Source organism: Curtobacterium sp. NPDC088465 (genome assembly GCF_044753165.1).
Classification (GTDB): domain Bacteria; phylum Actinomycetota; class Actinomycetes; order Actinomycetales; family Microbacteriaceae; genus Curtobacterium.
Genome location: NZ_JBIVMR010000001.1, coordinates 1,097,495 through 1,118,105, shown reverse-complemented (window position 1 = coordinate 1,118,105; position 20,611 = coordinate 1,097,495). Strand labels below are relative to the sequence as shown.

The window sequence follows — 20,611 nt, the reverse complement described above, 5'->3', positions numbered from 1 at the left end:
CCTAACGGTCGGCGCGCGTCCCACCGGACGCGGCGGGGTCCGCCACCGTGTCGTCCGTCCCGTGGTGCGGGCGGTCGGTCTGGAGGCGCGGCTCGCCCCCGCCGGGCTGCGCGGCGTCCGGCTGCTGGTCGCGAGCCGCCCCGTGGTCACCGTCGTCGCGTCCGCGCCGCTTCCGCAGCGTCTCGGCCGCCGCGCCGGTCTCGCGCGCCGCTCCCGATGCCAGGCCGGCGGCGATGATGAACACGAACACCACGAGCAGCGCGCCGAGCAGGCCGATGTGCTCGCCGAGGAACCCGATCAGCGGCGGACCGGCGAGGAACGCCACGTAGCCGATCGTCGCCACGGCGCTGACCTTGAGCGCTGCCGAGCGGGGGTCGTCGGCGGCGGCGGACATGCCCATCGGGAAGCCGAGGCTCGCACCGAGGCCCCAGAGGACGACACCGACGATCGCGATCGGGATCACGTCCACGAAGATGAGCAGCCCGAGGCCGACCACGGCGACGGCGGCGCTCACGCGGAGCACGGGCACCCGGCCGAACCGGTCGATGAGCGGGCTGCCCGCGATGCGTCCGGCGGTCATCGCGGCGAGGAACACCGTGAGCACGGCGGAGCCGGCGGCGTTGTCGAGTCCGTGCCCGTCGATCATGGCGAGGGGCAGCCAGTCGTTGGCGGAGCCCTCGGCCAGCGCCATGCCGAGCACGATCACACCGATGAGCAGCGTCGACGGTTGTGCCCAGACCTGCCAGCGTGTGAGCTGCACCGGGGTCGGGCTGGTCGCGGTGGACTCGTGCTCCTCGTACCGGTGCTCGTCCCCGAAGCGCGACGCCGCCGCGAGCATGACCAGGCAGACCACGACGCCGAGCACCGCGAAGTGCAGCACGACGGGGACGTCGAGCGCCTCGGTCAGGGCGCCGAGCCCGGCACCGGCGAGCGTGCCGACGCTGAACGCAGCGTGGAAGAGCGGCATGATCGTGCGACCACCGGCCTTCTCGGCGGCGGCGCCGGAGACGTTCATCGACACGTCGACCAGGCCGTTGCCGAAGCCGAACGCGATGAGACCGATCCAGATCGCGGCGAAGCCCCAGCCGGCGGTGACGGCGACGCCCGCGAAGACGAGGCCGACCGCCAGGCAAGCCGAGGCCACCTGCACGCCCCGGCGGGCGCCGACCTTCGCGACGATGTGGCCGGCGAAGGTCAGGCCGCCGATCGAGCCGACCGCCATGCCGAGCACCAGCAGACCCATCTCGAAGGTGGTGGCACCGAGGGAGTCGCGCACGCTGGGGATGCGTCCGAGCCAGGTGGCGATGGCCAGACCGGACAGCGTGAAGGCCACGAAGACCGCGATGATCCAGGTGCGGGTCGTCGGGGCGGTTCGGGTGGACGTCGTCGTCATGCGGAGCTTCCGGTCTCGTGCTGGTCGTGTCGTGGGCCGCCGGCGAGGCCGTCCCTGGTCGGGTTCCTGCCTGCGGCTGTCCGGTCGAATCGATTCGACCGGTTCGTGTGACTACGCTAACGGGCGATGGACCACCCGGCAACAGCACCCGGCGCGTCCGGGGCGACGAACCCCCGCGACCACGCCGACGGTCCCGTGCGCCGAGGGCCGAGGCCGACCCTCGCCGCGGTCGCACGGGCAGCGGGGGTCGCACCGTCGACCGCCTCCCTCGCCTTCAGCGGTGCCGGCCCGGTGTCCGAGGACGCGAGGGCCCGGGTGCTCGCCGCCGCTGCCGACCTCGGCTACGGGGGCCCGGACCCGCGGGCGCGCTCGCTCCGCCGGGGGCGGTCCGGGGTGATCGGCGTCGTGATGGACGAGCGGCTGAGCGATGCGTTCCGCGACCCGGTCAACGTCCTGACGCTCGACGGCATCGCCGAGGTCGCGGGCGAGGCGGGCGCCTCCCTGCTCCTCGTGCGCAGCCCCCTCGACGACGAGCACGGCGCCGGGCCGATCGTCGACGCCCCGATGGACGCCGTCGTCCTGGTCGGGTGCAACGTGCGGATCGACCCTGCGGTCGCCGTGCTCCGCCGACGACAGATCCCCGTCGTCGCGATCGAGGCCGACGACATCGAGGGCGCGGTCCCCGTCCAGCTCGACAACCGCGAGGCCTCCGGTCGTGCCGCCGACTACCTGCGCGAGCTCGGCCACACCGCGGTCACCGTCGTCACCCTCCCGCTCGACGCCGAGCGCCGCCGCGGCCCCGTCGACGCAGCGCGCGAGGCGGAGGGGGTCGCCCACACCACCCTGGAGCGTCTCCGTGGTGTGCGCGGTGTCTACCCCGACGCCGTCGCGGTCGAGGCCGCCGCCAGCTCCGTCGAGGAGGGCCGGATCGCCGGACAGTCGCTGTTCACCGGCGACGGATCGGTCCCGAGCGCGGTGATCGCGCAGAGCGACCTGCTCGCCGTCGGGGTGGTCTCGGCAGCGCTCGACGCGGGACTCCGGGTGCCCGAGGACGTCAGCGTCGTCGGCTTCGACGGCATCACGGTCGACGACAGCCTGCTCCACCGCTCGCCGATCCGGCAGCTCACGACGCTGGTGCAGCCGTTCGAGCAGAAGGGTCGGGCCGCCGCACGCGCCGCGCTCGCGATGCTCGAGGGCGACGAGCCGCAGCCGGCGGCCTTCCGGTCGGAGCTGCGCGTCGGCGACACGACGGGGCCGGTGCGCCGGGCGGTCGGCGACTGAGCGCCCGGGTCCGCGACCCGCGCGCCTCCTGCCGGAGTGATGGGGGCTAGGCGCCCGAGGTGCCGCTGGTGGCGATGCCCGCTGCGCCGATGCCGATCACGAAGATGACGAGCAGCGCCCAGCCCACGACGAAGAGCCCGTTCAGGATCAGACCGGTGACCGCCATCCCGCGACCGGCAGGTTCCTTCCGGAGGCCGACGATGCCGAGGACGAACCCGACCAGCGGCACGAGGAAGGTGAACCCCAGGACGATCGACACCAGGCCGAGCACCATGCTGGCGATGCTCAGACCACGGGGCGGAGCGGGCTGGTAGCCGACCGTCACGTGCGTCGGCTGCCCGTACTGCGGCGCCGGCGCGTACTGCGGCTGGTGGTGGCCCTGGTTCCCCTGGCCCGGGTACTGGTCGTCACTCATCGGTTCCCCCTCGTCGAGTCCGCTGTCGCGTGCCCCAACGGTAGCGGATGGCGGGGCGCGGCCCCGGCTGGGTGCCGGTTGGGGGTTTCCTCAGCGCCGCAGGCCCCTGCCACCGACTGCTCACGAGGAGCGCTCCCTACGCTCCGTCACGTGCAGCCGATCGATCGTTCCCGGGACCTGGTGTGGCTCGTCGTGGTCCTGGTGGTCGCGTTCGTCTCGGTCGCGCTCACCGTCGTCGTCGTGCGATCGGTGGGGTCGTCCGACCAGGCGACTGCTGCTCCGGCACCGAGCGCGACGCTGATCGCGCCGCAGCGCACCCGCAGTGTGCCGACGAGTTCCCGCGGCATCCCCGCCACCGAGCGCCCGACGTCGCGCGAACCGTCGAGCGTCGACCTCGCGACGACGTGGACCCCGCCCGCCGACCTCCCGCAGCAGGGGCGCCTGCTGCACGTCGCCATCCCGGGCACCCGGTCGCACTTCGTCGCGCGGGACGCCCTGCTCTGGCTCCCACCGGCGGCACTGGTCGCCGATCCGCCACCACTCCCCGTCACCGTCCTCATGTCGGGGCAGTCACGGGGCGCGGGCCCCGACGACGTCGAGACCGGCGGGCACATCGCACACACCATGGATGCGATCGCCGGCCTGCACCGCGGCCTCGCGCCGATCGTCGTCGTGCCCGATCAGCTCGGTCCACGATCGGGCAACCCGATGTGCGTCGACGGGCCGCTCGGCAACAGCCGGACGTACCTCGAGCAGGACGTCCCCGCGTGGATCACGAGTCACCTGCGCGTGCAGACCGGTGCCACGGCGTGGACCGTCGGCGGGTTCTCGCAGGGCGGCACCTGCGCGATCCAGCTCGGGGCGGGCGATCCACAGCGCTTCGGCAACGTGATCGACGTCTCCGGTGAGCTCGGCCCGACCGAGCTGACCCGCGCCGAGACCCTGCACGGGTTCGGCGGCAGCGTCGCGGCCTGGCGTGCGGCGCAACCGATCGCGGTGATGGCCCAGCACGGCCCCTACACGGGTACGTCCGCGTTCTTCACCGCTGCGCAGCTGGACCGGCACTACGGTCCGGCGATGCCCGTGGTCGCCGCGCACGCTGCTGCGGCGGGCATGCACGTGACGCGGTGGGTCGTGCCGGGAGGCGGGCACGACTGGGCGATGGCACGCGCGGCCATCGCTGCCGGGATGGCGTGGCTGGAGCCGCACGTGGGACTCGCGGCGTCCTGACGGCTCGCTCGCCACTCGAGGGCTCCGGCCGCCGGTCCCTCAGGAGTACTCGGAACGGATGAAGGCGGCGAACCCGGGGATCGTGAACTGGAGCATCCCCCGGTCGGCTGGTTGCACGAGTCCCTTGTCGATGAGCCGCGCCCGCGGCGTGGAGAGCTGGTTCGTCCCGGTCCCCAGCGCCTCCGCGATCGACGCCCGCGAAGTCGGACCGTCGCCGAGCCGTGCCATCGCCGTCAGCAGACGCCGTTCCGAGGTCGAGCACGCCGACCACCTCGCCCGGAAGAGCGCCTCCAGGTCGGCCTGCATGGAACGGTGTCCGGTCTCGACCGAACCGACGTCGATCACCGCTCCCGGATCGGGCCGCCCTGCAGCCGCCCACGCGGAGTCGGCGATGAGCTGGACGGAGTACGGGTAGCCCTGCGCGATCGACAACGCGCGGTCGACGGCTTCCGGCGTCCACTGCACTCCGAGGAGGCGAGCCGGTCCGACCAGCGCGATCTCCTCGGCATCACGATGCAGGGGGCCGAGCGGTCGGTACGCGAGGCGTTCGCTGAAGGTGACGATCTCGGCGATGGTCTCCGGCGCGTTCGGCAGTCCAGCGGCGAAGACCGCGGCGGGGACGTCCGTGCCCTCCGCCTGGAGGTGTTGCCAGGCGTAGACCAGCGTGCGGAGGCCTGCCGCGTCCGCTGACTGGATCTCGTCGACGAAGATGACGAGCGGCCGCTCCGTCGTGGCGGCGCGGATGACGTCCTCGAGGCCGCGGGCGCCCGCACGAGCGCGCTCGTCGTCCGGAGCCGTCGAGCGGAAGGTCCCCGTCGCGGTGGCGATGCCCGGCACCCCGAGCGAGAGCCGGAGTGACTCGACCTTCTCGCGGAGAGCCCTGCCGTGCGGGGCGCCGGCAGCCCCGACGGTCCGCCGCAACTCGTCGAGGATCTGCTCGACGAGCCCTTGCGGTTCACCTGCCGTCACCCACACGGTGGCCGCGCCGCGCGCAGAAGCCCGGCGTTGGTACTCGCGGAGCAGTGATGTCTTCCCGAAGCCTCGCGCGGCGTGGTCCACCCGGATCCGACCCACCAGACGGTGGAGGTCGACCAGGACTGACAGGCGCTCGTCCAGATCGGCGAGTTGGAGGGCGCGCCCGGGAACGGCGCGGGCGATCTCACCCGGTGTGTAGGGGCTCGGCTGCATGGGCCTCCGATGATCTGTTATGAAAGACGTCTTTCATAACAATCTATCGCACTCCTCCCGCCCGCGGCCCGCGCAGCCCGAGCACCACCACGGCGACGAGGTTCACCGCGCTCCCGACCAGGAACCCCGTGCTGCCCCCGGCCACGCCCCACGTCGGAGCGAGCACCGCCATGAGCACCACCCCGACGACGAACCCGGCGACCGACGCCAGCGCCACCTGCCGCGACCGCCCGGACGCGAGCAGCAGCGCCGCGGGCACGAGCCCGACCGTGAACACCCACACGCCGACCATCAGGTACCGCAGGTCCGACACGGCCTCGGCCCCCTCGGCGGGGTAGATGAGCGGCAGGAACCACCCGGCGAGCCACGCCACGAGCCCGAACACCACGGCGGTCCCGCCGGTGAAGCCGCCGACGAGCAGGAGCACCCCGCGTGAGCGCAGCGACCCGCCGTCCGAGCGGTGGGCGAACGCCGGCACGAGGACCTGGCCCAGCGCCTGGCCGACCATCGACGCCGGGGTCGCCAGGGTGAACGCCGCCGCGTAGACACCGGCCTCGTGCGCCGAGACGGAGACCTGCGCCGAGATCATCGTCAGCTGCAGCAGCCCGTTCGAGGTCACGACCGCGAGCACGTTCCAGGCCGCGAAGGCGAGCACCCCTGCGGTCGGTTCCGGTGCGCCGAGAGCACGGTTCCCTCGCGGCCAGCAGGCGACGGCGAACACGGTGTACCCGACCGCCAGCGGCAGCAGTACGAGGGGCTCGAGCCGGGCGACGCACGCTGCGACGAGCAATCCGAGGGCGAGCAGGCTCGTGACCGTGTCCCACAGTGCGACGCGTGGCGCCCGGTCGTACCCGAGTTGCGCTCCGCGGGCGTAGCAGTACAGGCCGTACCCGACGACGACCCCGACCCCGCCGACGACCATGCCCGGGCTCGTTCCCCAGGCGAGCGCGACCGGCACGGTCACGGCGGCGAGCACGGCGCTCGACACCGCCATCGAGGCCCCGAGCAGCCGGTTCACCGCGGCGTCCGAGCGACGGCCGCGCAGTGCGATCGCCAGCACCCTCGACGCGGTGTTCCCCGCGGCGTTCGGCCAGAGCAGCGCGGTGAAGACCGACAGGGAGAGCAGGGCGGTGGTCTGCCCGAGGGTCTCGGTGCCGAACACCCGGCCGACGACGACGGTGACGAGCAGCTTCGCGAGCCCCTGCACGCCGATGCCGACGGTGGCGAGCAGCGCCGACGACGCGACGCGCCCGTGCCCGTCCGCGCGCCCGCCCGTGTGCCCGCTCACCGCGCCAGCGCCTGTTCGACCCAGCCCCGACGGTGCGCCCGCACCCCGAGGGTCACCGCCCGGACGCCGATGTAGCCGAGCGCGAAGGCCGCCCAGAGCCCGGCGAGCGTCCCGCCGACCCACCAGAGCAGCGGCAGGTACACGACCAGGTTCACGAGCCCGGCGACGGCGAGGTAGCGCGCGTCCCCGGCACCGATGAGCACGCCGTCGAGCACGAACACGTAGCCGGCGACGGGCATCCCGACGGCGATGAGGACGAGCACGAGCGGCAGGGCCGAGCGCACCGCTGCGGAGTCGGAGAAGACCGGTCCGAGCAGTCCGCTCACCGCGAGGGTCAGCACCCCGAGCAGTGCCCCGCCGACGATGCCGAGCAGCACGAGCCGGCGCGTGACCAGCCGCACCCGGTCGGGATCGCGCGCGCCGAGCCCGTGACCGACGAGCGCCTGCCCGGCGATCGCCAGGGCATCGAGTGCGAAGGCCAGGGTCGAGAACACCGTGAGACCGACCTGGGTCGTCGCCAGGCCGGTCGTGCCCAGGCCCGAGGCGGTCGCCACGGTCGCGAGCATCGCCACGCGCAACGACGCCGTGCGCAGGAACAGCCACGCCCCGGACCGGAGCGCCCGCACGACGCCGGACGCCCCCGGTCGCAGCGGTGCACCCGATGCCCGGGCCGCACGCACGGCGATCACGACGTACACGGCGGCCATCGCCCACTGCACGATCACGGTGCCGGCGGCAGACCCCTCGACGCCCCAGCCGGCGCCGTAGATGAGCACGGCGTTGAGCAGCCCGTTCGCCACGAAGCCGATCGTCGCCACGACGAGGGGTGTCCGCGTGTCCTGCAGGCCCCGCAGCAGTCCGGTCGACGCCGTCACGACCAGGATCCCGGGGAGCCCGATCAGCGACACCGTCAGGTACGCGGTCGCCGCGGTCGAGACCGCCGCCGAGGCGCCGAACAGCTCGACGAGCGGTCCGGCGAGCGGCCAGCCGACGAGTGCGAGCACGACACCGAGCCCGAGCGCGAGCCACATGCCGTCGATGCCGGCGTGCACCGCTCCGCGACGGTCGCCGCCGCCCAGCGCCCGGGCCACCGCGGGGGTCGTCGAGTACGCCAGGAAGACGAGCAGTCCGGTCACCGTCTGCAGCACGACGCTCGCGAGGCCCACGGCAGCCAGCGCCGTCGCCCCGAGGTGTCCGACGAGCGCCGTGTCGGTCAGCAGGAAGAGCGGCTCGACGACGAGCGCGCCGAGAGCCGGCAGCGCGAGCCGGACGATGTCCCGGTCGACCGACCGACGCTCGGTCGTCGCGGCGGGCGAGGTCGGTCGTGGCACCGGACCATCCTGCCGGAGTCGGAGCAGCACCGGTCCGTCCCGCCGTCGGTACGCTGCGCGCGTGGACCTCCTCGCGCTCGCGCCCGGCGCCGTCGGCATCGCCCTGAGCCCGCTGCCCGTCGCGTCCGTGGTCGTCCTGCTCGGGCACCGTCGCGGCTCCGCCCCCGCCGTCGCCTGCACCGCCGGGTGGACCGTGGCCGTCGCCGCGGCGCTCGTCCTGGCGGTCGCGGTGGGGGAGCGGCTCCCCGTGCAGACGGCCGGTGGCTCGTCCGTCCAGGCGATCGTCGCCGTGGTCGCCGGGGTGGTGCTCGCCGCGCTCGCGGTCTGGCAGTGGACGGTCCGCCGGCTGCCGGACGGCTCCCCGTCGAGCACCCGCTGGGCGGACGTGGTCGAGCGGGTCGGTCCGGTGCACGGCTTCGGGCTCGGGATGCTGCTGTTCTGCAACCCGAAGGCGGTCGTGCTCGCCCTGACCGCGGGGCTCGCGTTCGGGGACGCCGAGCCCGAGCTCGGCGAGGCACTGCTCGCCGGCGCGGCCTTCGTCGTGGTCGCCGCGTCGACGACGGTGCTGCCCGTGGTCCTCGTGCTCGCGGCCGGTCGTCGCGCTCGCCGTCCCCTCGCTGCGATGCGCGCGGGCATCGCCCGGTGGGGCTCTGTCGGACTGGTCGCGGTGCTCGCCGTCCTGGCGGTGGTCCAGCTCACCGTCGGCGTGGTCGGTCTCCGCTGACGCTGGCCGACAGGGCGGGTGCGCGCACGACCGGACCGCGGACGGAACGGACGGGAGGCCCGTGGCGGGGTCGCCACGGGCCTCCCGTCCGGTGGTCCCGGCGTCAGTCCGCGCGCGGCTCCGCCGGGGTCGCCCCGGTGGCGGCGCGCGCCTCGTCCGACGCGCGGGGCGTCGCCGGGTCCGTCCCGCGGGCCCGTCCGACCAGGTCCATCAGGTGGTAGACGACGATCGCGGCGACCGTGCCGACGATGATGCCGCCGAAGGTCGCGCCGCCGAACGAGAACGTGAAGTCGGCGATGCCCATGATCAGCGCGATGCCGGCGGTCAGCTGGTTCTTCGGCTTGGCGAAGTCGACGCGGTTCTCGACCCAGATGCGGATGCCGATGACGCCGATCAGTCCGTACAGGGCGGTGGTCGCACCGCCGAGCACCCCGGCCGGCACCGAGGAGATGACCATGCCGACCTTCGGCGACAGCCCCAGCAGGATCGCGACGATCGCGGCGACCCAGTACGCGGCCGTCGAGAAGACGCGGGTCGCGGCCATCACGCCGATGTTCTCGCCGTAGGTCGTGGTGGCGGAACCGCCGCCGGCACCGGCGAGCACGGTCGAGACGCCGTCGGCGAAGAGCGCGCGACCCGTCAGCGGGGTGAGGTCACGGCCGGTCAGCTGTCCGACGCCCTTGACGTGACCGACGTTCTCGGCGACCAGGGCGAGCACGACCGGCACGAAGCCGAGGTAGATCGCGAGCTGGCCCGGGTCGAAGGCCGGGGCGGTGAAGGTCGGCAGGCCGATCCACGGGGCCGCGCTGACCGTCGACAGGTCGACCTGGCCGGAGAGCAGGGCGGCGACGTAGCCGACGAGGACGCCGATGACGATGGACAGGCGACCGAGCAGTCCCTTGAACAGCACCGTGACCAGGATGATCGCCGCGAGGGTGATCAGCGCGACGACCGGGGCCTTCGCGAAGTTGTCGCGGGCGGCCGGCGCGAGGTTGAAGCCGATCAGGGCGACGATCGCTCCCGACACCACCGGGGGCATGAGGCGGTCGATCCACCCGGCCCCGGCGAGGTGCACGATCGCGCCGACCAGGGCGAGCAGCACGCCGACCACGATGATCCCGGACAGCGCGAGCGGGATGCCGCCGATCTTCGTCGCGGCGCCGATCGGGGCGAGGAAGGCGAACGACGAGCCGAGGTAGCTCGGTAGCCGGTTGCCGGTGATCAGCAGGAAGAGGATCGTGCCGACGCCGCTGAAGAGCAGGGTCGTCGAGGGCGGGAAGCCCGTGATGAGCGGCACGAGGAAGGTGGCACCGAACATCGCGACGACGTGCTGGACGCCGAGCCCGATGGTGCGACCCCAGGAGAGGCGCTCGTCCGGCGCCACGATGGTCGAGGAGGAGACGGTCGCGCCGTCACCGTGCAGCTTCCAGCCGAGTCCCATGGCAGCACCGTAGCGGCTGCGCGGCTCACGGTGCGGGCTCGCGGGTCCCGCTGGTGCTAGTGCCCGCCGGTGTCCCCGCCCCGCGACTCCTCGCGACGCCGGACGACGAGGGTCCCGATGCCCTGCACCACGAAGAACACGGCGGAGGCGGCGAGGAGGACCGCCACGGCGACCGCGCCGGCGGACAGCCCCCTCGCGACGAGCTGCACGACCGCGACCGTGAGGAAGACGCCACCCATCACGATGACGACGACGGGGTTCTGCGCGACGAGGAAGCGTCGTCCGCCGTTCGCGTCGGCGACCGCCCGGGAGCGGGCCTGCGCCACCGCGTCGGGAGACCGGCCGTCGCGACGATCAGCGGCTCGGCGACGTGCACGCACACCGAACCAGACGACGGCACCGATCACGACCGCAGCTCCGTACGCGATCGGGCTCGGAGCCTGGAGCAACCCCGACACGAACAGCACCACGATGCCCGTGACGATGCCGGCGACCGACGCGGTCGTCCAGGTGTCGGTGCGGCCGTCGACCCCGGTGACGTAGCCCGGGCGCTTCGCGTACGGGTCGTGCGGCTGCTGCTCGTCGTCGCGCGACGGTGCGTTCGCTTTCGGTCGGGATCCCACCGAGCAGAACGTACGCGCGCGTCCTGGGGCTCGCAGGAGCCGGCACGCGCGTCCTGACGTGACACTGCTGGCTCCGTCCCGACGCGGACCCGGTGGCTATCGTGGAGCGCATGACCGACGTCGCACGCACCTCAGGGATCCACACCGACGAGCTCGACCCGGCCGTCCGCCCGCAGGACGACCTCTACCGGCACGTGAACGGGACGTGGATCGCGCAGACGCCGATCCCCGACGACAAGGCGCGGTACGGCTCGTTCACCGTGCTCGCCGAGGACGCCGAGGTCGCCGTGCGCGAGATCGTCGAGCGCTCCCAGCAGGCCGCACCCGGCACCGAGGAGCGCAAGGTCGGTGACCTGTACACGTCCTTCACCGACGAGGAGCGGCTCGAGGCCCTCGGCACCGGACCGATCGACCCGCTGCTCGGCGAGATCGACGCCGTCGAGACCACCGACGACGTCATCGCGATGGTCGGACGCTTCGAGCGCCTGGGCCTGCCCGGCTTCGTCCAGCTCTTCGTCGACAACGACCCGGGTGACCCGGAGTCGTACGTCGTCTTCCTCGAGCAGTCCGGCCTGGGCCTGCCCGACGAGTCGTACTACCGCGAGGAGCGCTTCGCCGACATCCGGTCGAAGTACCGCGAGTTCGTCGCGTCGATGTTCCCGCTCGCGGGCTTCGCCGACGCCGGACGGAGCACCGAGGCCGTCATCGCGCTGGAGACGGCGCTCGCCGCGGCGCACTGGGACAACGTGACGACCCGCGACAGCCAGAAGACCTACAACAAGATGACCTGGGACGAGGTCGCCGCGCTCGCGAACGGCGCCGACCTGCACCTGTGGTGGCAGGCGATCGGTGCCCCGGCGGGCGCCTTCGAGACCGTGGTCGTGCGCGAGCCGTCGTTCATCACCGGCCTGGCCGAGCTCCTGCGCTCCCAGCCGCTCGACGCGTGGAAGGACTGGCTGCGCTGGCAGGTCATCCGCGGCTCCGCGGCGTACCTGACGAGCGCGATGTCCGCCACGAACTTCTCGTTCTACGGCACGGCGCTCACCGGTGCGCCGAAGCAGCGCGAGCGCTGGAAGCGCGGCGTCTCGCTGGTCGAGGGCGCGATGGGCGAGGCCGTCGGTCGCATCTACGTGCAGGAGCACTTCGACGAGACGTCCAAGGCCGAGATGGACGACCTCGTCGCCAACCTGGTCGAGGCGTACCGGCAGAGCATCACCGCGCTCGACTGGATGACCGACGAGACCCGCGCCCGTGCCCTCGACAAGCTCGACAAGTTCACGCCGAAGATCGGCTACCCGGTGACGTGGCGCGACTACTCGGCCCTGTCGGTCAGCCCCGACGACCTGATCGGCAACGTCCGGGCCGTCGCGAGCTTCGCGGTCGACCGCGAGCTGGGCAAGATCGGGAAGCCGATCGACCGCGACGAGTGGTTCATGACCCCGCAGACGATCAACGCGTACTACAACCCGGGGTTCAACGAGATCGTCTTCCCGGCGGCGATCCTGCAGTTCCCGTTCTTCGAGGCGTCGCGCGACGCCGCCGCGAACTACGGCGCGATCGGTGCCGTCATCGGGCACGAGATCGGACACGGCTTCGACGACCAGGGCTCGCAGTACGACGGGGACGGCCGACTGCAGAACTGGTGGACCGAGGCCGACCGCACGGCGTTCGAGGAGCGCACGAAGGCCCTCATCGCCCAGTACGACGCGCTCGTACCGACCGAGGTGCCGGACGGCCACGTCAACGGCGCGCTGACCATCGGCGAGAACATCGGTGACCTCGGCGGGCTGTCGATCGCGTGGAAGGCGTACCTGCTGTCCCTCGACGGCCAGGAGCCCCCGGTCGTGGACGGGCTGTCCGGCGCCGAGCGCTTCTTCCTCAGCTGGGCACAGGCCTGGCGGATGGCGATCCGTCCGGAGGAGGCAGCGCGTCTGCTGAGCATCGACCCGCACTCGCCGAACGAGTTCCGCTGCAACCAGATCGTGCGGAACATCGACGGCTTCTACGAGGCCTTCGGCGTCACCGAGTCGGACACGATGTACCTCGACCCGGCCGAGCGCGTCGCGATCTGGTGATGACCGAGCCGGACGCGGCTCCGTCGTCCGAGCCGAGCGCTGACCACAGCGGGACACCCAGCGCTGCGCCGGGCGAGACGCCGGGCGCCGACACCGGTGCCTCCCGCCGTCCCCGCCGCCGACACCAGGTCGGCGGCGGGAACGGCGCTCGTGCGCGCGGACGTCACCGTGGCGGGGCCGACGAGCGGTTCGGCGCGACGGTCGACGCCCTCGGTTCGATCGCCCGTGACGGTGCCGCCGTCAGCGCGTCGATCATCGACACGTCGACCGGCAAGGCCCTGCTCGCCGTCGACGACACCCTGGTGCAGCCGGTCGCGAGCCTCGGTCGCGTGCTCCTGCTCATCGAGGTCGCGGCGCAGCTCGAGGACGGCCGGCTGCACGGCGACCGGCTCCAGCGGATGGCACGGGACACCGCCACCGGCGCCGGGCTGTGGCAGTTCCTGCAGGAACCGACGATGCAGGTGCCGGACCTGGCGACCCTGGTCGGGGCGACGGCGGACGCGTGGGCGATGAACGCACTGCTGTCGACCGTCGGCATCGACGCGGTGCGGCAGCGGGCCGAGGCGCTCGGCATCGACCGCACGGCACTCATCGACCGCGTGCGGGACCGGCGCGGTCCCGACGACGCCCCCGACGCCTCCGTGGCGCCGGCAGGCGAGCTCGCCTGGCTGATGCGCGGCCTGGCCCTCGGCGAGGTCGTCGACGAGGCGGTGTCGAACCGGGTGCTCGGTTGGCTGAGCCTGGCGAGCGACACCACGCTCGTGGCGGGCTCGTTCGGCCTCGACCCCCTGGCGCACCGTGCGCTGGACCACGGGTTGCAGGCCGTGGTCGTCACCGGCTCGTCGACCGGCGTCCGCGCCGAGGCCGGCATCCTCCGGGGACCCGGCTCGTCGGTGAGCTACGCGGTCACGGTGACCTTCGACGACGCGACACTGCAGCGGCGGCTCGCGGTCGTCGAGGCCCTGCGCACGATGGGCACCGAGGTGCTCGAGGCCGTGCACACCCCCGCCCGCCGCTGACCAGCACGGACGAGCACGGACGGGCGGGCGCAGACGGGCGCCGGCGGGCGCGACGGGCGCCGGCGGGCGCGACGGCTCAGTCGGCCGCCTGCCCCTCGGGCACCAGGCCCTGCACGCTGAGCAGCCCCGCGTCGGTCGACCGGCACGCCGTGATGCCGGAGTCCCGCACGAACAGTGACTCGGTCGACCCGGGCGGGTACACGCGGAACCCGTCCGCGGACACCGGGTCGCACGTCGCCGTCGGGTAGTTCTCCGCCTGGGTGATCTTCAGCGGTGCGACGGCCACCGCGCCGGGCGCCAGCGTCACGGTCGGGTGCGCCGATGCCTCGTCACGGGTGGCCGGGGCGCCGATCTGCTCACCCGAGCCGCCGCCGACGAAGGAGACCCCGGGCCACCCCTGCAGCGTGCAGGTCGTGGAGCCGGTGTTGCGGAGCGCGAGGTGCACGTACGTGCTGCCGGCGGCCCCACCGCTGCCGGACTCGACGCTGCCCGACAGCGATCCGGTGGTGCACCGGCCACCGTCGCCGCCGGACCCGCCACCCGCCGAGCCGCCCGACGACGACGACGCCGCCGACGACGAGGACGGAGCCGACGTCGCGGTGGAGGGTGACGAGCCCCCGGCCGACGCGGTCACGGTCTCGGTGGCCGTCGGCGCCGTGTCCGTACCGCCCGACGAACAGCCGGTGAGCGCGAGGGCGAGTACCACCCCGGTGCTCGCGAGGACGATGGGTGTGCGGGTGCTGCGGTGCATGCCTCGACGCAACACCGGCCCCCACCCACGGGACTCGGTGAGCGTCCAGTCGTCACGGGCACACTCGCGTCACAGCCAGGAACACGAGCGACGGAGGTCGGAACATGGCAGGCAAGCACGAGCAGGCACGCGGCGAGGACGGTCGGGCGGACGGCGTCGACACCCGCGCCGGCGCCTTCACCGACAGCGAGATCCCGGGCGAGCAGCACGTCGAGTCGCACGAGCCCGCGGGAGAGTTCGTCTCCAGCGACATCCCCGGCGAGACGCGGCCCCAGGGCGCGGGCGGCGCGGACGAGGGTGAGTACGTCGAGTCGGACATCCCCGGCGAGGCCGAGCCCACGCCGGACGGCGAGGCCGGGCACTACGTCGACAAGGACGAGTGAGGCGCCGAGGGGCACCGGTCGGAGCTGACCGGATCCTCAGGCGTCAGGACCTCAGTCGACCAGATCGGCGGCGACCAGCCGGCGGAGCGTCTCGACGCCCGCCGGCGGGCACCGGTCCGCGTCCGACGAGGTGACCCACTCCACCTCGTCCACCTCTGCGGAGGCGACGGGCGAGGCGGCGTCGCCGGTGCCTCCCGGCCGGACCCGGAACAGGGCCATGGCGACCATCGTCCCCTCGCCCTGGCCGTGCGCGGCCTCGGTCACCGTGCCGAACGGCTTGAGGTCCGCCTCGGTCAGGTGCAGCCCGGTCTCCTCGCGCGCCTCGCGGATCGCGGCTTCGACGTCGGTCTCGTGCGGCTCCGCCTTGCCGCCGGGCAGGTAGAGCACGTCGCGTCCGCGGGCGCGCACCATCAGGACCTGCCGGTCACGGACCAGCAGCAGCGCGCTGACGCGCAACGTGCGGGGGACTGCCGGGAGGCTCAGCTCGCGTCCGCCTCGCCGGTGCGGTCCGTCGAGACGGGGCACTCGGGCGCGGTGCGCTCCGCGAGCGGCACGATCGGCGACGGCAGCTCCGCCTCGGGCTCCGGGTGCACGCCGAACAGGGCGTCGAGCGCCCCGACGAACTCCTCGCCGCGACCGGCGCGACCGAGCTCGCGCGCGCGCACCGAGGGGCGGTGCAGCAGGACCCCGACCAGGTGCCGGAGGGCCCGTTCGGTCTGCTCGAAGGACTCCGGGTCGCCGTCGCGACGCTTCGCGCGGTCGATCTCGTCGTCGAGGATGTCGAAGACGTGCTTGCGGAAGGCCACGAGCGCCGGCGTGGTCGACTGCTCGAGCGCCTGCGCACGGAAGCGCGACACGGCGTCGTCGACCATCTGACGCGCCTCGGACTCGGCGTTCAGCTCGGCGATCGGCGCGTGGATGCTGATCGTCTCGAGGTCGAGCAGCTCGACGCCCTCGACGTGGGCCGCGTCGGGGTCGACGTTGCGGGGCAGCCCGAGGTCGATGACGATGCGGCGCTGGCCGTCGGCGAGGTCGGCCGGTTCGACGACCGGGACCTCGCTCGAGGTGCAGGTGATGACGACGTCGCTCGTGCCGATCGCCTGGCGCAGGTCGGTCGCGGCGACCAGGTCGTGCTTCGCGGCGAACCAGGGCGCGCGGCCGGACGGCGAGAAGACCTGGATGTTCGCGGCACCGCGGTCGCGCAGCGCGGCGATGGTGGTGGCCGCGTAGCTGCCGGTGCCGACGAGCAGCACGCGGGTCCGGGCCCAGTCGGTGATCCGCGACGAGGCGAGCTCGAGCCCGAGACGGACGAGCGACCGGCCGGCGGCACCGATGCGGGTGCGGGTCTTGACGCCGCGGGAGGTGTGCGCTGCCTCCTGGAACAGGCGCTCGAGGTCGGACGTCGTGGTGCCGTTGGCGCGGGCGTCCTCGAGTGCCCGGCGGACCTGGCCGGAGATCTCGGTCTCGCCGACGACGACGGACTCGAGTCCGCTGGACACGGCGAACAGGTGCTGCACGACGTCCCCGCCGCCGAGCACGCTGACGGAGTCGAGGACCTCGGCGGGCACGAGGTCGCTGGCGGTGGCGACGGCGTCGACGGTGGCCGACACGGCGGAGTCACGATCGTCGCCCGCGATGTCGAGGTAGGCCTCGAAGCGGTTGCAGGTGGCGAGGACGACGGCTCCGTCGAGCACGTCGGAGTCCGTCACCAGACGGCTCGCGGCGGTCGGTGCGCCGATGCTCAGTCGCTCCAGGAGGTCGAAGCTGGCGTTGCGGTGCGACGCCGTGAGACAGATGAGCACGTCTTCCATCGTAACTCGCGCTCGGGCCACCGGCTGTTCGCCCTCCGCGTGCACAGCAGACTGTGCGGTGGCGCCCGTGTCCGGGGCGGGTCGTGCCCGGCCGCGGATGGGACAATCGGTGGGTGACCTCCGCCGCACCCGCCGCCCTGCCCGACAGCCACCCGCTCGTGACCGGCAGGACCTCGGGGTCGCCGCTCGTCCGGGCGCTCCGTGGGGACCGTCCGGAGACGCTGCCCGTGTGGTTCATGCGGCAGGCCGGCCGGTCGCTGCCGGAGTACCGGGAGCTGCGGGTCGGCACGGCGATGCTCGACGCCTGCCTCGACCCGGCGCTGGCGTCCGAGATCACCCTGCAGCCGGTCCGTCGGCACGGGGTCGATGCCGGCATCTTCTTCAGCGACATCGTCGTGCCGATCAAGCTCGCGGGGGTGGACGTCGAGATCGTCCCCGGTCGTGGCCCGGTGCTCGGGTCCCCGATCCGCACGGCGGCCGACGTGGACGCGCTCGCCCCGCTCGACCCGGGTGCCCTGGCGCCGATCACCGAGGCCGTGCAGCGCACCGTCGCCGAGCTCGGGGACACCCCGCTCATCGGCTTCGCGGGCGCACCGTTCACGCTCGCCGCCTACCTGGTCGAGGGCGGCCCCTCGAAGGACCACATCCGCGCGCGCACGCTCATGCACAGCGACCCGGAGACCTGGGCACGGCTGCTCGACTGGGCCGCCGGCGTCTCGGGCGCCTTCCTCCGTGCGCAGGTGACGGCCGGTGCCTCGGCCGCGCAGCTCTTCGACTCGTGGGTCGGCTCGCTCTCCCGCCGGGACTACGTCGCCTCGGTGGCCCCGCACTCGGCGACGGCGCTGTCGCACGTGGCGGACCTCGGTGTCCCGCGCATCCACTTCGGCGTCGGCAGCGGCGAGGTCCTGCACGAGATGACGACGCTCGGCGACCCGTCGGACGCCGTCGCGGTCGACGCCGTGGGTGTCGACTGGCGTGTCCCGCTCGACGATGCCGTCCGTCGCGTCGGCACCGGCGTCACCGTGCAGGGCAACATCGACCCCGCGATGCTCGCCGCCCCGTGGGAGGTGCTCGAGGCCCACGTGCGCGACGTCGTCCGCCGTGGCGGCGCTGCCCGTGCGCACGTGGTCAACCTGGGCCACGGTGTCCCGCCGGAGACCGACCCGACCGTGCTCACCCGCGTGGTCGAACTGGTCCACGGGCTGGGCGACGGCCGGGGCGACGGGACCGGAGCCGCGGCGTGACCGACGTCGTCGTGGTCGGCGGTGGGGTCGCCGGCCTGGTCGCCGCCCGTGACCTGGCCGAGGGCGGCGCGCACGTCGTGCTCGTCGAGGCCGGGGAGCGCCTGGGCGGGATGATCCGCCGGCACACCGTCGCCGGGCTCGACCTCGACATGGGCGCGGAGTCCTTCGCGACCCGCACCGACGCCGTCGAGCGGCTCGCGACCGAGCTCGGCCTCGGGAACGACGTCGTGTCGCCCGACCCCCGCGGTGCGTGGCTGATGACCCGCGACGGCCGGACGGCCCCGATCCCGCAGACCGGCTTCCTCGGGATCCCGGGCAGCCCGATGGCCGCCGACGTCCTCGCGGTGGTCGGCCAGGGCGGTGGCCTCCGCGCACAGATGGACTCGCTGCTGCCCTCGCCCGTCGGTGCCCGGGCACAGTCGCTCGGTGTCCTCGTGCGGAAGCGCATGGGGGAGCGCGTGCTCGACGACCTGGTCGTCCCGGTCGCGGGCGGCGTGTACTCCACGCACCCCGACCAGCTCGACCCCGACCGCGTGGCCCCGGGGCTCCGTGCGGCCCTGCAGCGTGAGGGCTCCCTCGCCCGCGCCGTGCTCGCCCTGCGCTCCCGATCCGCCGCGGGCTCGGCGGTGCAGGGCATCCGCGGTGGCATCGCCCGGCTCGTGGACGAGCTCGTGGCCGACCTCGAGACCCACCGCGTCGACGTCCGGACCGGCACCCGCGCCACCGCGGTCGAGCGCTTCGCCGTCGAGACCGTGGCAGCGGACGGCACCCGCGAGCGCCTGCCCGCACAGCACGTCCTCGCGTCGACGGCCGACCCGGGCCGGACCGCGGCGGCCGACCGCACCGGCATCGAGCTCGTCACCCTGGTCGTCGACCAGCCCGAGCTCGACGCCGGGCCGCGCGGGACCGGGATGCTCGTGCACCCGGAGGCCGTCGGGGTCGGGGCGAAGGCCCTGACGCACGCGACGGTGAAGTGGCCCTGGCTGGCCGAGGCGGCCGCGGGCCGCCACGTCCTGCGGCTCAGCTACGCGACCGCACCCGACGATCCGGTGACCGGTGACGACGGGGTGGGGACGAGCCTCCCGGTCGACCCCGAGGACACCGTCGGCGCGCGCGCCGTCCGGGACGCGACCGCGCTCCTGGGCGTCCCCGTGACCGCGGACCGTGTGCAGGGCGCCGCCCGCGTCCGCTGGTACGGGCCGGACCTGACCGCAGCCGGCTTGGCCGAGGGGGTCGTCGGCATCGGCGAGACCTCGTCCGGCCGCGGTCTGGCGGGCATCGTCGCCGCGGCCCGGGCGTCCGCTGCACGCATCCTGGAATCCTGAGCGGACCGAGGAGCACCCGAGGGCTACTGTGGACCAACGCCGGACGTATTCCGTTCGGCGCATGACCACCGCACACCCTCAACAACGGAGGATCGCACATGCGAGGCAAGCTCCTGTTCGTCGCCGGCGCCGCACTCGGGTACGTCCTGGGATCGCGAGCCGGACGGGCGCGGTACGAGCAGATCAAGACCGTCAGCGGCAAGATCTGGAACAACGGCAACGTCCAGAAGGGCGTGCACCAGGCCGAGGAGTTCATCCAGGACAAGGGCCCGGACGTCGCCGAGTTCGTCGGTGAGCAGACCAAGAAGGTCGTCCGCAAGGTCAGCCAGAAGAAGGACTCGACCACCTCATGACCGACACCCGCGACCGCAAGTCGCGATCGTTGTTCGGTCTGGTCGGGGACATCCCGAAGCTGGTCAAGAACCTCGTCAAGGGCGAGATCGACCTGCTGAAGGCCGAGATGATCGCCAAGGCGAAGGTGTTCGGCCTCGCCGCCGGGCTCCTCATCGGCGCGCTCGTCATCGTGCTGTACGCGATCGGCGTGCTGCTGACCGCTGCCGTCATGGGCCTCGCGACCGTGATGCCGGCGTGGCTCGCAGCCCTGCTGCTCGCCGTCGTCATGCTCATCGTGGCCGGCATCCTCGGCTTCGTCGGCTGGAAGCGCTTCAAGAAGGGCCTGCCCCTCACCCCGAAGCGCACGATCGACAGCGTCAAGGACGACATCAACGCCGTGAAGGGCATGGGCAACAAGCCCGGCCAGCACGACCGGATCACCCGCTCCTGAGCGGGACGACCGACACCCCCACCGGAGGACCCCTGTGACCGATCAGCACGACGACCTGGCGAACCGCGTCGCGGCGACCCGCACGCAGCTGTTCGAGACCCTCGACGCCATCGAGGACAAGCTCAACGTCCCGAAGCAGCTCGGCATCGCGGCGGCCAGGGTCAAGCAGGGGATCGACGAGAAGCCGGTGCCGTACCTGGCCGGCCTCGCAGCCGGTGTGGCGGTGGTCGGGAGTATCGTCGTAGCGGTGCTCCGACGGCGGTAGACCGCCTCTGATCGGTGGTCTCCCGGACGCGGCGCGCAGC

21 protein-coding genes are annotated in these 20,611 nt (G+C 73.4%); 11 read left to right on the top strand and 10 right to left on the bottom strand.

Annotated features, from left to right (window positions below):
- Position 1: 1 nt before the first annotated feature.
- Positions 2-1,393, bottom strand: coding sequence for an MFS transporter (locus tag ACIP6W_RS05190; RefSeq protein ID WP_400428565.1), 1,392 nt, complete (start codon positions 1,391-1,393; stop codon positions 2-4).
- Positions 1,394-1,519: 126 nt separating this feature from the next.
- On the opposite strand from ACIP6W_RS05190, the gene ACIP6W_RS05185 reads away from it, so the two are divergent.
- A complete protein-coding gene (locus ACIP6W_RS05185) occupies positions 1,520-2,674 on the top strand; it encodes a substrate-binding domain-containing protein (RefSeq protein WP_400428563.1) in 1,155 nt (384 codons plus the stop codon).
- A gap of 46 nt (positions 2,675-2,720) precedes the next feature.
- On the opposite strand, the gene ACIP6W_RS05180 is transcribed toward ACIP6W_RS05185, so the two are convergent.
- Positions 2,721-3,089: a DUF4190 domain-containing protein gene (locus tag ACIP6W_RS05180; protein WP_400428561.1), complete on the bottom strand. Its 369-nt coding sequence runs from the start codon at positions 3,087-3,089 to the stop codon at positions 2,721-2,723.
- Between the two features lie 150 nt (positions 3,090-3,239).
- Between ACIP6W_RS05180 and ACIP6W_RS05175 the strand changes: the two genes are divergently transcribed.
- Positions 3,240-4,319, top strand: coding sequence for an esterase family protein (locus ACIP6W_RS05175; RefSeq protein WP_209684684.1), 1,080 nt, complete (start codon positions 3,240-3,242; stop codon positions 4,317-4,319).
- A gap of 39 nt (positions 4,320-4,358) precedes the next feature.
- On the opposite strand, the gene ACIP6W_RS05170 is transcribed toward ACIP6W_RS05175, so the two are convergent.
- Genes ACIP6W_RS05170 through ACIP6W_RS05160 form a run of 3 tightly spaced genes read right to left on the bottom strand, consistent with a single transcriptional unit; the run spans position 4,359 to position 8,126 of the window.
- Positions 4,359-5,507 (bottom strand): ATP-binding protein, encoded by a 1,149-nt coding sequence (locus ACIP6W_RS05170; RefSeq protein WP_081984522.1) that lies wholly within the window; start codon positions 5,505-5,507, stop codon positions 4,359-4,361.
- 43 nt (positions 5,508-5,550) lie between these two features.
- The gene (locus ACIP6W_RS05165; RefSeq protein ID WP_400428558.1) at positions 5,551-6,795 is read right to left on the bottom strand and encodes a lipopolysaccharide biosynthesis protein; all 1,245 of its coding nucleotides are present in this window, start codon (positions 6,793-6,795) and stop codon (positions 5,551-5,553) included.
- Positions 6,792-8,126, bottom strand: a complete 1,335-nt coding sequence (locus tag ACIP6W_RS05160) for an MATE family efflux transporter (RefSeq protein ID WP_251160062.1) — start codon at positions 8,124-8,126, stop codon at positions 6,792-6,794. Before ACIP6W_RS05160 ends, ACIP6W_RS05165 begins: the two co-directional genes overlap by 4 nt.
- 61 nt (positions 8,127-8,187) lie before the next feature.
- On the opposite strand from ACIP6W_RS05160, the gene ACIP6W_RS05155 reads away from it, so the two are divergent.
- Positions 8,188-8,850, top strand: a complete 663-nt coding sequence (locus tag ACIP6W_RS05155; RefSeq protein WP_400428556.1) for a GAP family protein — start codon at positions 8,188-8,190, stop codon at positions 8,848-8,850.
- Between the two features lie 103 nt (positions 8,851-8,953).
- On the opposite strand, the gene ACIP6W_RS05150 is transcribed toward ACIP6W_RS05155, so the two are convergent.
- Positions 8,954-10,291, bottom strand: coding sequence for a solute carrier family 23 protein (locus ACIP6W_RS05150; protein WP_311205708.1), 1,338 nt, complete (start codon positions 10,289-10,291; stop codon positions 8,954-8,956).
- Between the two features lie 56 nt (positions 10,292-10,347).
- The gene (locus ACIP6W_RS05145) at positions 10,348-10,914 is read right to left on the bottom strand and encodes a hypothetical protein (RefSeq protein ID WP_400428554.1); all 567 of its coding nucleotides are present in this window, start codon (positions 10,912-10,914) and stop codon (positions 10,348-10,350) included.
- A 110-nt stretch (positions 10,915-11,024) separates the two neighbouring features.
- Here ACIP6W_RS05145 and ACIP6W_RS05140 point away from each other — a divergent pair, with 110 nt between their 5' ends.
- The gene (locus ACIP6W_RS05140) at positions 11,025-12,989 is read left to right on the top strand and encodes a M13 family metallopeptidase (RefSeq protein ID WP_209684674.1); all 1,965 of its coding nucleotides are present in this window, start codon (positions 11,025-11,027) and stop codon (positions 12,987-12,989) included.
- Positions 12,989-14,008, top strand: a complete 1,020-nt coding sequence (locus tag ACIP6W_RS05135; RefSeq protein ID WP_081984526.1) for a serine hydrolase — start codon at positions 12,989-12,991, stop codon at positions 14,006-14,008. Before ACIP6W_RS05140 ends, ACIP6W_RS05135 begins: the two co-directional genes overlap by 1 nt.
- A gap of 76 nt (positions 14,009-14,084) precedes the next feature.
- Here the strand turns inward: ACIP6W_RS05135 and ACIP6W_RS05130 are convergent, their stop codons facing one another.
- A complete protein-coding gene (locus ACIP6W_RS05130) occupies positions 14,085-14,759 on the bottom strand; it encodes a DUF4232 domain-containing protein (RefSeq protein WP_209684670.1) in 675 nt (224 codons plus the stop codon).
- Positions 14,760-14,863: 104 nt separating this feature from the next.
- Between ACIP6W_RS05130 and ACIP6W_RS05125 the strand changes: the two genes are divergently transcribed.
- Positions 14,864-15,142, top strand: a complete 279-nt coding sequence (locus tag ACIP6W_RS05125; RefSeq protein ID WP_209684668.1) for a hypothetical protein — start codon at positions 14,864-14,866, stop codon at positions 15,140-15,142.
- Between the two features lie 51 nt (positions 15,143-15,193).
- Here ACIP6W_RS05125 and ACIP6W_RS05120 read toward each other — a convergent pair whose 3' ends face one another.
- The gene (locus tag ACIP6W_RS05120) at positions 15,194-15,598 is read right to left on the bottom strand and encodes an NUDIX domain-containing protein (RefSeq protein WP_400428551.1); all 405 of its coding nucleotides are present in this window, start codon (positions 15,596-15,598) and stop codon (positions 15,194-15,196) included.
- A gap of 23 nt (positions 15,599-15,621) precedes the next feature.
- On the bottom strand, positions 15,622-16,944 hold the full coding sequence (locus tag ACIP6W_RS05115; RefSeq protein WP_400428549.1) for a glutamyl-tRNA reductase: 1,323 nt from the start codon (positions 16,942-16,944) through the stop codon (positions 15,622-15,624).
- 122 nt (positions 16,945-17,066) lie between these two features.
- Here ACIP6W_RS05115 and hemE point away from each other — a divergent pair, with 122 nt between their 5' ends.
- The 5 genes from hemE (at position 17,067) to ACIP6W_RS05090 (ending at position 20,571) form a co-directional block, all read left to right on the top strand.
- Positions 17,067-18,197, top strand: coding sequence for a uroporphyrinogen decarboxylase (gene hemE, locus ACIP6W_RS05110; RefSeq protein WP_251160058.1), 1,131 nt, complete (start codon positions 17,067-17,069; stop codon positions 18,195-18,197).
- Complete coding sequence (locus tag ACIP6W_RS05105; protein ID WP_400428547.1) at positions 18,194-19,522, top strand: protoporphyrinogen/coproporphyrinogen oxidase; 1,329 nt, start codon at positions 18,194-18,196, stop codon at positions 19,520-19,522. Before hemE ends, ACIP6W_RS05105 begins: the two co-directional genes overlap by 4 nt.
- A 98-nt stretch (positions 19,523-19,620) precedes the next feature.
- Positions 19,621-19,875, top strand: a complete 255-nt coding sequence (locus tag ACIP6W_RS05100) for a hypothetical protein (RefSeq protein WP_066651317.1) — start codon at positions 19,621-19,623, stop codon at positions 19,873-19,875.
- Positions 19,872-20,306, top strand: a complete 435-nt coding sequence (locus ACIP6W_RS05095) for a phage holin family protein (protein ID WP_066651323.1) — start codon at positions 19,872-19,874, stop codon at positions 20,304-20,306. The genes ACIP6W_RS05100 and ACIP6W_RS05095 overlap by 4 nt, the downstream gene beginning before the upstream one ends.
- Positions 20,307-20,340: 34 nt before the next feature.
- Positions 20,341-20,571: a DUF3618 domain-containing protein gene (locus tag ACIP6W_RS05090; protein ID WP_400428545.1), complete on the top strand. Its 231-nt coding sequence runs from the start codon at positions 20,341-20,343 to the stop codon at positions 20,569-20,571.
- The last annotated feature ends 40 nt before the right edge of the window (positions 20,572-20,611 follow it).